The organism is Thermomonospora umbrina (genome assembly GCF_003386555.1).
Lineage (GTDB): Bacteria > Actinomycetota > Actinomycetes > Streptosporangiales > Streptosporangiaceae > Thermomonospora > Thermomonospora umbrina.
Genome location: NZ_QTTT01000001.1, coordinates 737,909 through 750,555, shown reverse-complemented (window position 1 = coordinate 750,555; position 12,647 = coordinate 737,909). Strand labels below are relative to the sequence as shown.

11 protein-coding genes are annotated in these 12,647 nt (G+C 73.1%); 4 read left to right on the top strand and 7 right to left on the bottom strand.

The annotated features are described in order from the left end of the window. Positions 1-23 precede the first annotated feature (23 nt). The 3 genes from DFJ69_RS03295 to DFJ69_RS03285 all read right to left on the bottom strand — a co-directional run bounded on the left by DFJ69_RS03295 (position 24) and on the right by DFJ69_RS03285 (position 2,429). Positions 24-1,241: a M28 family metallopeptidase gene (locus tag DFJ69_RS03295; protein WP_116021112.1), complete on the bottom strand. Its 1,218-nt coding sequence runs from the start codon at positions 1,239-1,241 to the stop codon at positions 24-26. Between the two features lie 70 nt (positions 1,242-1,311). Continuing rightward, entirely contained in the window at positions 1,312-1,731 is a 420-nt protein-coding gene (locus tag DFJ69_RS03290) for a DUF1707 SHOCT-like domain-containing protein (RefSeq protein ID WP_116021111.1), read from the bottom strand. 5 nt (positions 1,732-1,736) lie between these two features. Beyond that, complete coding sequence (locus tag DFJ69_RS03285; RefSeq protein WP_116021110.1) at positions 1,737-2,429, bottom strand: PadR family transcriptional regulator; 693 nt, start codon at positions 2,427-2,429, stop codon at positions 1,737-1,739. Between the two features lie 324 nt (positions 2,430-2,753). Here DFJ69_RS03285 and acnA point away from each other — a divergent pair, with 324 nt between their 5' ends. After that, positions 2,754-5,468 (top strand): aconitate hydratase AcnA, encoded by a 2,715-nt coding sequence (gene acnA, locus DFJ69_RS03280; RefSeq protein WP_116021109.1) that lies wholly within the window; start codon positions 2,754-2,756, stop codon positions 5,466-5,468. Between the two features lie 15 nt (positions 5,469-5,483). Here the strand turns inward: acnA and DFJ69_RS03275 are convergent, their stop codons facing one another. Beyond that, complete coding sequence (locus DFJ69_RS03275) at positions 5,484-7,733, bottom strand: NACHT domain-containing protein (protein WP_116021108.1); 2,250 nt, start codon at positions 7,731-7,733, stop codon at positions 5,484-5,486. Positions 7,734-7,760: 27 nt separating this feature from the next. Further along, positions 7,761-8,525: a TetR/AcrR family transcriptional regulator gene (locus tag DFJ69_RS03270; RefSeq protein ID WP_116021107.1), complete on the bottom strand. Its 765-nt coding sequence runs from the start codon at positions 8,523-8,525 to the stop codon at positions 7,761-7,763. A 111-nt stretch (positions 8,526-8,636) separates the two neighbouring features. Here DFJ69_RS03270 and DFJ69_RS03265 point away from each other — a divergent pair, with 111 nt between their 5' ends. Genes DFJ69_RS03265 through mug form a run of 3 tightly spaced genes read left to right on the top strand, consistent with a single transcriptional unit; the run spans position 8,637 to position 11,066 of the window. After that, complete coding sequence (locus DFJ69_RS03265) at positions 8,637-9,632, top strand: ATP-binding cassette domain-containing protein (protein WP_116021106.1); 996 nt, start codon at positions 8,637-8,639, stop codon at positions 9,630-9,632. Continuing rightward, positions 9,629-10,453 carry an ABC transporter permease gene (locus tag DFJ69_RS03260; RefSeq protein ID WP_116021105.1) on the top strand — a complete coding sequence of 275 codons (825 nt, stop codon included), beginning with the start codon at positions 9,629-9,631 and terminating at the stop codon, positions 10,451-10,453. Before DFJ69_RS03265 ends, DFJ69_RS03260 begins: the two co-directional genes overlap by 4 nt. Positions 10,454-10,511: 58 nt before the next feature. Further along, positions 10,512-11,066 (top strand): G/U mismatch-specific DNA glycosylase, encoded by a 555-nt coding sequence (gene mug, locus DFJ69_RS03255; protein ID WP_116021104.1) that lies wholly within the window; start codon positions 10,512-10,514, stop codon positions 11,064-11,066. Positions 11,067-11,290: 224 nt separating this feature from the next. Here mug and DFJ69_RS03250 read toward each other — a convergent pair whose 3' ends face one another. Beyond that, entirely contained in the window at positions 11,291-11,728 is a 438-nt protein-coding gene (locus DFJ69_RS03250) for an ASCH domain-containing protein (protein ID WP_116021103.1), read from the bottom strand. Between the two features lie 225 nt (positions 11,729-11,953). Further along, on the bottom strand, positions 11,954-12,637 hold the full coding sequence (locus DFJ69_RS03245) for a class F sortase (protein ID WP_245973969.1): 684 nt from the start codon (positions 12,635-12,637) through the stop codon (positions 11,954-11,956). Between the last annotated feature and the right edge of the window lie 10 nt (positions 12,638-12,647).

Sequence of the window (12,647 nt, the reverse complement as noted above, 5' to 3'; positions counted from 1 at the left end):
TCGGGGCCCTCGCCGGCGAGGGGCTACGCGTCGGCCGTCAGGGTGCGGGCGACCGCCTCGGAGAGCAGGGCGGCGTCGGCCACGCAGCCGTAGTCGACGTGCTCGGGCAGGTCCGTCGGCAGGTGGTAGTGCGGCAGCAGCTTGTCGTCGTCCACCGACACCACGCACGCCGTCGGGTAGCCGTGCCGATTGGGCACGACCCCGTCGGTGCTGTTGCGCGACCGCAGGCCGCGCCGCAGCGGCACGCCCTGTTCCTTCGCGCATCGGGCCACCAGATCGCCGAACGCCGCGTGGTACGGCTCCATCCGTAGCGGGCCCTCGGCGTCGAGCATCACCAGGTTGCCCGACCCCACCGTGTCGAGGTTGAGGAACCAGGTGCGCTCCCTCGGCAGCCGGGGGAAGTGCCGTCGGGCGAACCCGCGCGCACCCTCCTGCAACGCCTCCTCCGCGCCCGCCGAGAACAGGATCACCCGCAGCCCCTCCACCGGCCGGGCCCGGAACGCCTCGGCCAGCGCGATCAGCACCGCGACCCCGCTGAGGTTGTCGTTGGCCCCGGGCACCGGCCTGCGCGAGCCGATGTCGGCCATCGCCGCCGCCGTCACCGCGCTCATCACCGCGCCCGTCCGCCGCAGCCCCGCCGACCCGGTCGCGCTGCCCAGCCCCGCCAGCGCGGGACCGGCCAACGCCGCCCACCACAGCGGCGGGTTCTCCGTCATCCGCTCGACCACGCCGGGGAACCGCCGGACGAACCAGCGCTCCAGCGTCTGGTCGAAGATCGCCCCCGACGGCGCCGCGTCGTGGTGCGCCATCACCACCAGCGTCCGCCGCGCCCCTCGGTCGCCCGACTCGGCCACCACGTTGCAGGCCGTCCGCCGCCGGCTCACGACCCTGCGCGCCAGTTGCCGCCCGTAGGAGATCTCGTCGGCCAGTCCGACGGCCGCCGCTCCGCCCCCGAGCGCGCCCAGCGCCCGCGACCGCCCGCCGACCGCTCCCGCCACGGCCCCCAGCACCGCCAGCGCCCCCACCGGCAGCGCGTACGAGTCGAACGCGGGCTCCTCCTCGACGGCGGCCTCGCAGCCCAGCATCCGCAGCCGATGGGCGATCAGGTGGGCCGCCTCCCGTTCCCCCGCCGAACAGGGGGCGCGCTCGATCGTCGCGAACTCCTCGACCGTGGCGCGCAGCCCGCTCTCGGCGGGCCGGGCCACGTCGGACACGGGGCGCAGGAACCTCTCGGAGGGCATGCGAGAGATTCCCACGGCCCCGCCCGCCCGGTCTACCCGGCCCGGGAGGCCGACCGGCGCCCGCGGGCGGTCAGCGCCCGCCGTGCAGACGGTGGTGGCGTCTGCGGTGGACGAACCAGAACATCCCGCCGACCAGCCAGAACAGCACGAGCGACTGGAAGGCGATGAACATCCCGACGGCCGGCCCCGACGCGATCGCCCCGATCAGGAAGAAGGCGAACAGGAACGGCACCACCGGGGGAGGGCCGTGGCGATGACGCCGCCGGTGCTCCAGGGCCGCCCGGTGGTGCGGGGACCAGGCGACCTCGACCGAGCGGCCGGGTCCCGGGAGGTCCCTGACGATCTGCCGCAGGTCGCCCTCGGTCTTGGCGGCCAGCGCCGCGCCGAGGCGTGCGTCCAACTCGTCGCGGGTCAGCCGGCCCTTGGCGAAGTGCTCATGCAGGGCCTCGGTGACCGCGTCGCGCTCGGCGTCGCCGATGCGCAGGTCCATCGTCTCTACTCCTCGTGGTCGTCGTCGGCGAGGATGCGGTACAGCCTGCGGCGGGTGTCGGCGAGGACGTCCTTGGCCGCGGCCACCTGCTCGGGGGAGCCGGCGTGGACGATCTGCATCACGGCGGCCCCGGTCTGGGCGGCCTGCCGGAGCAGCTCGGGCACGCCCTCGCCGAGGTCGGGGGTCATCTCGGCCCAGGGCGCGGTCAGCTCGTCGGCGTGCGCGTCGACGTGGGCGCGGCCCTCGTCGGTGAGGGAGTACGTCTTGCGCCCCTCGCCGGCCTCGCCGACGATCAGGCCCTCGTCGACAAGCTGCTGGAGGGCCGGGTAGACCGCGCCGGGGCTGGGCTTCCACGCGCCGTCGCTGCGCTCGTTGATCTGCTGGATGATCTGGTAGCCGTTGCGGGGCTCCTCGGCGAGCAGCGCCAGGACGGCCGCCCGCACGTTGCCCTTGCGGGCCCGGCCGCCGCTCTGCCAGGGGCCGCGCTTGCCCCAGGGGCCGGCCCCGCGTCCGAACGGGCCGTGCTGCCCCCAGGGGCCCGGTCCGCCACCGCCGAACATCCAGCCGAAGCCGGGTCCCTGCGCGTGCGCGCCGGGGCCGCAGCCGTGTCGGTGATGACCGGCCGCGGCCTTGGCGGCCTTCGCGCCCAGCGCGGCGGCGGCGAACGCCCAGCGTGCGTCGAAAGTTCCGGAGTTCATGTTCTTCACCCACCTTCTGAGACCTTGCTGAGATCTCTCGCGATACAACAACGATATATCGAGAACGGCCGAGCCCGTCCTCCTGTTCCCGGATGCCGATATCTTGATGTCGAGGTAAAATCATCAGTATCTTGACGTCGAGAGAAAAAGCCGCGGAAGTTAGGCTCACCTGAGTCGGTGCGACCACCGCGGCTAGGGCAGGATTCAGGGGAATACCGACCGCGCCGGACCTGGCCGGCAGCGAACATGAGTCGTACAGAGCGCCCGGAGAACGAACGCCGCGCGGACCGCCGACCCGGCGCGCGGCGTGATGGAGGAGGAGTCGTGTCCGCGAACAGCTTCGACGCCCGCAACACCCTGCGGGTGGGCGGCAAGTCGTACGAGATCTACCGGCTGGACGCCGTCGAAGGTTCGGCCCGTCTCCCGTACAGCCTGAAGGTGCTGCTGGAGAACCTGCTCCGCACCGAGGACGGCGCGAACGTCACCGCCGACCACATCCGCGCGCTGGCCGGCTGGGACGCGAACGCGCAGCCCAGCAAGGAGATCCAGTTCACCCCCGCCCGCGTCATCATGCAGGACTTCACCGGCGTGCCCTGCGTCGTGGACCTGGCCACGATGCGGGAGGCCGTCCGCGACCTCGGCGGCGACCCCACGAAGATCAACCCGCTGGCGCCCGCCGAGATGGTCATCGACCACTCCGTGATCGTCGACCACTTCGGCACCCCGCAGGCGTTCGAGCGCAACGTCGCGGTCGAGTACGAGCGCAACAAGGAGCGCTACCAGTTCCTGCGCTGGGGCCAGACCGCGTTCGACGAGTTCAAGGTCGTGCCCCCGGGCACCGGCATCGTCCACCAGGTCAACATCGAGCACCTGGCCCGCGTCGTCTTCGACCGCGACGGCGTCGCTTATCCCGACACGTGCGTCGGCACCGACTCCCACACCACGATGGAGAACGGCATCGGCGTCCTGGGCTGGGGCGTCGGCGGCATCGAGGCGGAGGCCGCGATGCTCGGTCAGCCGATCTCCATGCTGATCCCGCGGGTCGTCGGCTTCAAGCTGACCGGTGAGCTGCCCGCCGGCACCACCGCCACCGACCTCGTGCTGACCATCACCGAGATGCTCCGCAAGCACGGCGTCGTCGGCAAGTTCGTCGAGTTCTACGGCGAGGGCGTCGCCGCCCTGCCGCTGGCCAACCGCGCCACCATCGGCAACATGAGCCCCGAGTTCGGCTCCACCTGCGCGATCTTCCCGATCGACGACGAGACCGTGAAGTACCTGCGCCTCACCGGCCGTTCCGACGAGCAGATCGCGCTCGTCGAGGCGTACGCCAAGGAGCAGGGCATGTGGCTCGACCCGTCCGTCGAGCCGGACTTCTCCGAGTACCTCGAGCTGGACCTCGGCACGGTCGTCCCGTCGCTGGCCGGGCCCAAGCGCCCGCAGGACCGCATCGCGCTCTCCACCGCCAAGGAGACCTGGCGCCGCGACGTCCAGAACTACGTGAAGAACGCCGACGAGGCCGGCCTCGAGTCGTTCCCCGCCTCCGACTCGCCCGCCGTGGGCGACGCCGGCGACCGCCCGCACACGCGTGTGGACGTCGTCATGGAGGACGGCACGAAGTTCGAGCTGGACCACGGCCACGTCGCCGTCGCCGCCATCACCTCCTGCACCAACACGTCCAACCCGTACGTGATGATCGGCGCCGCGCTCGTCGCGAAGAAGGCCGTCGAGAGGGGCCTCACCCGCAAGCCGTGGGTGAAGACCTCCCTCGCCCCCGGATCCCAGGTCGTCACCGACTACCTCGAGCGGGCGAGCCTCACCCCCTACCTCGACAAGATCGGGTTCAACCTCGTCGGGTACGGCTGCACCACCTGCATCGGCAACACCGGCCCGCTGCAGCCGGAGATCTCCAAGGCGGTCAACGACAACGACCTCGCGGTCACCGCGGTCCTGTCCGGCAACCGCAACTTCGAGGGCCGCATCAGCCCCGACGTGAAGATGAACTACCTGGCGTCCCCGCCGCTGGTCATCGCGTACGCGCTGGCCGGGACGATGGACATCGACATCCTCAACGACCCGATCGCCGACGGCGCCGACGGCCCCGTGTACCTGCGGGACATCTGGCCCTCCGCCGAGGAGGTCGCCGAGATCGTCGAGTCGTCCATCGGCCAGGAGATGTTCACGCAGAGCTACGCCGACGTCTTCAAGGGCGACGACCGCTGGCGCGGCCTCGACATCCCGACCGGCGGCACCTTCGAGTGGGACCCGTCGTCCACGTACGTCCGCAAGGCCCCGTACTTCGACGGCATGGGCCTGGAGCCGACGCCGGTCACCGACATCGCCGGCGCCCGCGTCCTGGCCAAGCTCGGCGACTCGGTCACCACCGACCACATCTCGCCCGCCGGTTCCATCAAGGTCGGCACCCCCGCCGCGCGGTACCTGGAGGAGAACGGCGTCGCCGTCAAGGACTTCAACTCCTACGGCTCGCGGCGCGGCAACCACGAGGTGATGATCCGCGGCACCTTCGCCAACATCCGGCTGCGCAACCAGCTCCTGGACGACGTCGAGGGCGGCTACACGCGCGACTTCACCCAGGACGACGCGCCCCAGTCCTTCATCTACGACGCCGCGCAGAACTACGCCGCGCAGGGCACCCCGCTGGTCGTCATCGCCGGCAAGGAGTACGGCTCCGGCTCCTCCCGCGACTGGGCGGCCAAGGGCACCGCGCTGCTGGGCGTCCGCGCCGTCATCGCCGAGTCGTACGAGCGGATCCACCGCTCCAACCTCATCGGCATGGGCGTGCTGCCCCTGCAGTTCGCCGAGGGCGAGTCGGCCGCGACGCTGGGCCTGACCGGCACGGAGACGTTCGACATCGTCGGGGTCGAGAAGCTCAACGAGGGCGGGATCCCGCGCGAGGTCACCGTCAAGGCCGACGGCAGGGAGTTCCGCGCCGTCGTCCGGATCGACACCCCGGGCGAGGCCGACTACTACCGCAACGGCGGCATCATGCAGTACGTCCTGCGCAACCTGCTCCGCAAGTAAGGCGGACGCCGACGCTCACAGGTGGGCCGTCTCCCCGGGTGGGGAGGCGGCCCGTCCCGCGTAGGCGGCGGCGAGCCGGTCCTGCAACTGCGCGTGCCGGAACTGGTAGACCGGCCCCACCTGCCGCAGCAGCCCGATCCGGTGCGCCTCGTCCAGGAACCGCATCAGCCGGAACGGCACCCGCCGACGCCCCGCCAGGACGATCAGCGTCAGCAGGTAGACGGTGCTGGCGTTCCGCAGCAGCGCCGCGCAGACCAACGGCGGGATCCAGAACGGATAGAAGAACCCGGCCACCAGCGTCACCGACGGAAAGCTGATCAGACCGATGGCCGCGCCCGTCACGTACGACAGCCGGATGTCGCCGCGCAGCGTGGACGCCGGAGTGTGCGGAGCGTCCCGCGCCAGCGGCCGCGTCGCCCACCGCAGCAGACCGACCATCATCCCCAGCGGCGCGCCGTAGAGCATGCCCAGCACCACGATCTCGCCCGCCCGCATGTCCGCCACGAGGGCGAGCGGGGTGATGAGGGCGCACGCCAGCACCCCGGCGACCGGTACGTACAGCAGGTGCCGCAGCAGCGACACGAAACGGCCCCGCAGCCGCAGACCCACCTGACCCGGCGCGATGCCGCGCGAGCCGGACGCGGTCAATCCGAACGCCACCGTGAAGGGCAGCACCCCGATGCTGATGTAGGTGAGCCCGAACACGGGGCTGTCGCGCCAATCGTCGCTCTCGAACATCACCAGCGCCGTCGCCAGCCCCGCCGGAAGCGCCACCGCGCCGCCGACCAGCGCCGCCCGGATCCGTCCCGCGAACCCGACCGCGAGCCCCATGACCGGGCCGAACGCCAGACCGATGAGCGCGCCCACGGGCAGCCGCTCGTACGGCAGCTCCAGGATCAGCGACAGCAGCACCGGATAGGCCACGACGAACAGCAGCGTCGTCCAGGGGATCGCCGCCATCCTGAGCTGATGGGGCGGCACGGCGCTGCGGAGCCGCCACCACGCCAGGTCGCGGGTGCGGTTGCGCTGCAGGTGGTGGGCGAGGAAACCGAGCCAGGTCTCCGCCGTCCGGGCGTCCCAGGACCGCTTGCGATGGCCGGAGCCGGTGAGGGCGGCGGTCAGCTCGTCCAGCAGGTGGTCGTGGACGCTCGCCGCGGTCGGGAACGCCATGGGGTCCAGCAGGTGCCCGGGATCGCGGCGGGTGTCGAGGTAGACCTTCCGCAGCAGCCACAGCGTCAACGGGGTGTGCAGGGCCTCGGCCAGCGGCGAGGCCCCCGTCCGCAGCCGGTGCAGCAGCCGCGGCCACGAACCGTCCGGGCGCGGCGGCAGGCAGTCGGCCAGGTAGGCGGCCACGGCGCGCGGCGTGATCGGGTCGGGCTCGATCACGGCCGCCGCCGACAGCCGATCGCCGCCCGGGTCGGCCAGGACGGTGCGGTACTCGGCCGTCCGGCAGGTGAGCACGATCCCGTCGGCGTCGCCCATCGCCGCGTTGAGCGCCTGAACGATCTCGGGCCGCACCGACTCGGGGACCTCGTCCAACCCGTCCAGCACGGGCAGGATGCACCGCTGCGCCACCAGGGCCCGCGGCGCGCCGGGCCCGAACACGTCGGCGCGCAGCGCCGGGTAGTCCTCCGCCAGCCGCCGGGCCAGCCACTCGCGCAGCGGCTCGCGGGCCGGATGCCAGCCGGACATCGACAGCAGCACCGGCACCGGCTCGTCCTGCCGCGGGTGTTCGAGCAGCTCCCGGACGAGCAGCACGGCCAGCGTGGTCTTGCCGGACCCCGGCTCGCCCAGGATCACCAGCCGCCGCCGGGCCAGCCCGCGGAACTCCTGCGCCAGCTCGCCGATCCGGTCGGTGCGGCCGTGGAAGCGGTGCCGCCGCCGGCTGAGCCGCCCCGTCTGGTCCATCAGCCCCGCGGCGCCGAGCCGCCAGTGCACGGCCAGCGGCGCCGGGTCGTCGAGCTGTCGGAGCGCCGCCTCGGTCCGCCACTGGGCCAGCACCAGCCCGGCCAGCGTGCGCCGCGCGTGGTCGAGCTGCTCGGCGCTGGGCGAGTCGGCGAGGACCGCGCCGCGCCGCCACCACACGAGGACGGCCAGCACCAACGGCGACACCGCCAGCGGCACCGACACCAACTGCGCGGCGTTGGCCTGGGTCCCGAGGTCGTCGTCCTCGGCGAGGAGGGGGGCCACGAGGGCGGCGACGCCGACACCGAGCAGGAGCAGGACGGCGGCGACGGCGGCCGGGGTACGCCAGCGCTGTGTCACGCCAGCATGATGCCCCAATCATCAGCTCTACGTGACTGAGTCATTACTTTCGGTATGGGAGATGAACGCCTCGATGCCGTCCAGCAGTCGCCGCAGACCGAACTCGAACGCGTCGAGAGGGTCGTCGAAGACCCCGGCGTGGTGGAAGCGGTGCATCGTCGGGAAGCGGTCCGCCGTGATCAGCCGCTCCAGCAGCGGCGCGCGGTCGCGGTAGTGCTGCTCCTCCGTCGTGCCGATGCGCCGCTCGGCCTGGGCGGCGTCCACGGCCCGGCGGGCGGCCCCCCTGACGTAGTCGTCCAGGGAGCCGACCACGGCCACGATCTCCCGCGGGGGCAGGCCGGTCTCACCCAGGGCGCGCATGGCCGACTCGGCCCAGGTCAGCTCGTTGGGGCCCATCGGAGGGCGGGTGGTGGCGACCTGGAGCACCCAGGGATGTCGGTGGTGGGAGGCCAGGCTCTCGCGGGCCCAGTGCTCCACCCTGGCCCGCCAGTCGCCCGGCAGCTCGTCGAGGAGCGGGGCCTCGCCCTGGACGGTGTCGAGCATGATGTCCAGCAGCTCCGCCTTGCCGGGCACGTAGGTGTAGAGCGACATGGGGGAGACCCCGAGCTGCTCGGCGACCCGGCGCATGGACAGCGCCGCCAGCCCCTCCGCGTCGGCCACCTCGATGGCGGCCTCGGCGATCGCCCGGACGGTCAGCCTGGGCTTCGGGCCGCGCCGTGGCCGGGCCTGGACGTCCCACAGCAGCTCCAGGCTGCGCGTCGGGTCTCCGCCGCCGCTGTACTCGGTGGTCACCCCGCCATTGTGCCGTCCAGAACTCCGTAGGCCGTACGGCTTGACACTCCGTACCGCGTACGTTAATTTATGGCCCGCAACTCCGTACGTCGTACAGAATGAGGTGGGTCGATGGATGCGGTGCGCGCGGAAGGGCTGCGCAAGCGTTTCGCCGGCGGGCACACGGCCCTGGACGGCCTGGACCTCGTCGTGGCGCCCGGGACGGTGCACGGACTGCTGGGCCCCAATGGAGCGGGCAAGACGACCTGTGTGCGGATCCTGTCCACGCTGCTCGTCGCGGACGAGGGCCGCGCCGAGGTCGCCGGGCACGACGTCGCCCGGCAGGCCGCGGCGGTGCGGCGGCGGATCGGGCTGGTGGGCCAGTACGCGGCCGTGGACGAGCTCCTCAGCGGCAGGGAGAACCTGGAGATGTTCGCCCGGCTGTACCACCTGTCCGGCCGGGCCGCCCGCCGCCGGGCCGACGAACTGCTCGAACGGTTCGGGCTGACCGACGCGGGGAGACGGCCCGCGGGCAGGTACTCGGGCGGCATGCGACGACGGCTCGATCTGGCCGCCGGCATGATCATGGCCCCCGCGGTGCTGTTCCTGGACGAGCCCACCACCGGGCTGGACCCCCGCGGCCGGGCCGAGGTCTGGGACGCGGTCCGCGCCCTGGCGGCCGCCGGCACCACCGTGCTCCTCACCACCCAGTACCTCGAGGAGGCCGACCGGCTGGCCGGGCGGATCTCGGTCGTTGACCGGGGTCGGGTGATCGCCGAGGGCTCCCCGGAGGAGCTCAAGGCCCGGCTCGGCGCCGACCGGATCGACGTCGTCCCGGCCGACCCCGCCGCGTTGCGCGCCGCCACGGTGCTGGTCGCCGGGGCGACCGGCGCGGAGGTGGAGTGCGACCCCGGCACCCGCCGCCTCACCGCGCCCGTCACCGATCGGGTGGCGGCGCTGACCGAGGTCGCCCGGGCGCTCGACGACGCGGGCATCGTCGTCGAGGACATCGCCCTGCGCCGACCCACCCTGGACGAGGTGTTCCTGCACCTCACCGGGGACCGTTCCGCCGATGACCGTTCCGCCGGGGACCGCCCCGGCGGCGACCGTGCGAAGGAGGCCGCGTGACCCTCGCGAGTTCTGTGGAGACCGCCGGCGGCGGCCGGCTGCGCTGGGCCCTGGCCGACGGCTGGACGCTCACCCGCCGGGCGCTGCGGCACTGGACGCGGCGGCCCGAGCAGATCGTCCTGGCGCTGCTGTTCCCGGTGATGCTCGTGCTGATGTTCGGCTACCTGTTCGGCGGGCAGATGGCGGTGCCGGGCGGGGGGAGCTACCGCGAGTTCCTGATGCCCGGGATGTTCGCCATGACGATGGCCTTCGGCGTGGAGACCACGTTCGCGGCCATCGCCACCGACGCCTCCCGGGGCGTCACCGACCGGTTCCGTTCCCTGCCCATGTCCTCGTCCGCCGTGGTGATCGGGCGCGGCGCGGCCGACATGCTCAACTCCGCCCTCGGACTGGCCGTCATGCTCGTCTGCGGCCTGGCCGTGGGCTGGCGCTGGCACGAGGGCGCCGGCGACGCGCTGGCCGCGGTCGGGCTGCTGATGCTGCTGCGGTTCGCCCTGCTCTGGCCCGGGATCTACCTCGGCCTGATCGCCAAGGGCCCGGAGGCGCTGGTGGCGGTGCAGGTCCTGGTGTGGCCGGTCGGGTTCCTGTCCAGCGCCTTCGTGGACCCGGCCACCATGCCCGACTGGCTCGGCGCGATCGCCGAGTGGAACCCGCTGTCGGCCACCATCGGCGCGGCCCGGGAGCTGTTCGGCACACCCGGCTGGGAGGGCGGCTCGTGGGCCGCCGACCACGCCCTGCCGCTGGCGATCGCCTGGCCGCTCGTCCTGACGGCGGTGTTCTTCCCGCTGTCGGTCCGGCGCTATCGTCGCCTGTCGCGGTGAACGACCCGGCGGCCCCCGTCGCCGGGGGCCGCCGACGGCGGAGGCGGGGAGGGCGGGCGTGGGCGCGAGGCCGACGAAGGACGAGCTGGAGGCGGCGCGGGACCTGGTCATCGAGGACGTGCTCCCACCGGAGGGCGCCTTGCTCCGCGTCCTGTTCTGCGGCATCAACCCGGGGCTCTACTCGGGCGCGACCGGCCACCACTTCGCCCGCCCCGGCAACCGCTTCTGGCCCGCCCTCCACCGCTCGGGCTTCACCGACCGTCAACTGACACCCGCCGAACAGGGCCTCCTCCCGGCGTACGGGCTCGGGATCACCAACCTGGTCGCCCGCACCACAGCCCGAGCCGACGAGCTCACCCCGGAGGAACTGAGCGCCGGCGGTCAGCGCCTGGCGGCATTGGCCGCCGCCCACCGCCCCGCGTTCGTCGCGGTCGCCGGCGTCACCGCGTACCGGACCGCCTTCGCGAGCCCGACCACGAAGATCGGCCCTCAGGACGCCGGCGTCGGCCCCGCCCGACTGTGGGTCCTCCCCAACCCCAGCGGCCTCAACGCCGGCTGGACCCTCGACCGCCTCGCCGCCGAATTCGCCCGCCTCCGCGAGGCCGCCGGCTAGGACGGCGGAACGACGGGAGGCGCCGAACACGGCGAACAGACGACCTCCCCACGAGGATCCACACGCCGCCCTTGAACCGGACCGGGCCGTTCGCCCGCCCCGTGGGCTCCGCGAGCCGCCCGACCGGCCCCACGCGGGCCCGAGGCGGTCCCCCGAGAGGACGCTCGCGGTGGGCGGGCGTCGTGTGGTCGGTGGTCTCGCGCGGGCCCGAGGGGGGGGGTGGGTCAGCGGGAGCGGGGGGCGGTCGCGGTGGCGAGCATTGCGTGGACGGACGTGACGAGGGAGGGCGGCGGCTGCCAGGGCTCCATGCGGCCCAGGGCGACGATGGGGCGCGGCAGGGCGCGGACGCCGGACAGGCGCCAGTGGTGCCGGGAGGGCTCGGCCCAGGGGCCGCAGGCGCAGGGCTCGCCGCGGGCCGCCGCCGAGCAGACGTCCGACAGGTCGGCGAGCGCGATCACCGCCCCGAGGGTGGCCAGCGGGTCCCGGGGGTCCCAGCCGGCCGAGCGGATGAGCGGGGAGTCGCACGAGCCCAGGTCCACCCGCATGGACGCGTGGATCAGCAGTGGGCCGCGGTGGGCGGTCGGCAGCGGGTGGTTGTAGACCGTCTTGCCGCCTCGCGCGATGGCGAAGGCCCAGGGCTGCCGAACACTGATCGCCTGCACGCGGGGTACCTCCCGTACTTGCCGGTAGGGGTGCCGGGCGACGCGGACCGGCCGTCCGATTTGTAGCGGATTCTCTGACTCGCTGCCAAGGGTGCCGTGCGTCCGCCGGGCGAACGTGCCACCGGCTGGATGAATCCTCGTGCACTCATCACGGAAGGGCACGCTCGGCGGTTCATTATGGTGATATCTCACACCGTTCCGTGGCGAGCAACCATGAACACCCGGTCATCTGACCAGGCGGGTGAAAGCAATCACATTATCGACATAATGGCCGGTCCGCGAGTCGACGGAACCGCCGCAGGTGACCAGCCGCAACGCCGAGTGGTCGAGGTCCTCGCCATAGATCATTTCGCCGGGAAAGCGGCTCTTGGACACCCGTGCCATCTGCTGCACCGCGAACACCGCCACCGAACCGTCCCGCCGGGTCACCTCGACCCGGTCGCCCGTCCGCAACTCCGTGAGCCGGTGGAACACCGCCGGCCGCCGGTGGGCGTCCACGTGCCCGAGGATCACCGACGGTCCCGCCTCCCCGGGTGTCGGCCCCTTCTCGTACCAGCCGGTCAGCTCCGGCCGGCCGAGCGGAGGCACCTCGATCCGGCCGTCCGGGAGCAGGCCGAGCCGCGAGACCGGCGCCGACACCCCGATGCGCGGGATCCGGATCGAGACCGGCAGGGAGCGCGGCAGCGGCGGGGCGTACCGCTCCGGCGTCGCGGAGGACGTGACGGAGGCGCGGGCGGAGGGCCGGCCGGACGGCGGGGCGGGCGGCGACGACGTCACGCCGGTCCAGGTCGGCACCGGCCGGCTGACCGGTGGGGCGGCGCGCTCGGGCGCGTCACCGCCGCAGCCCGTCAGCAGCGCGCCGGCCGACCCCACGGCCAGCGCGATCAGCGCACCGGCCGTCGGGCGCACGCGGGGACGG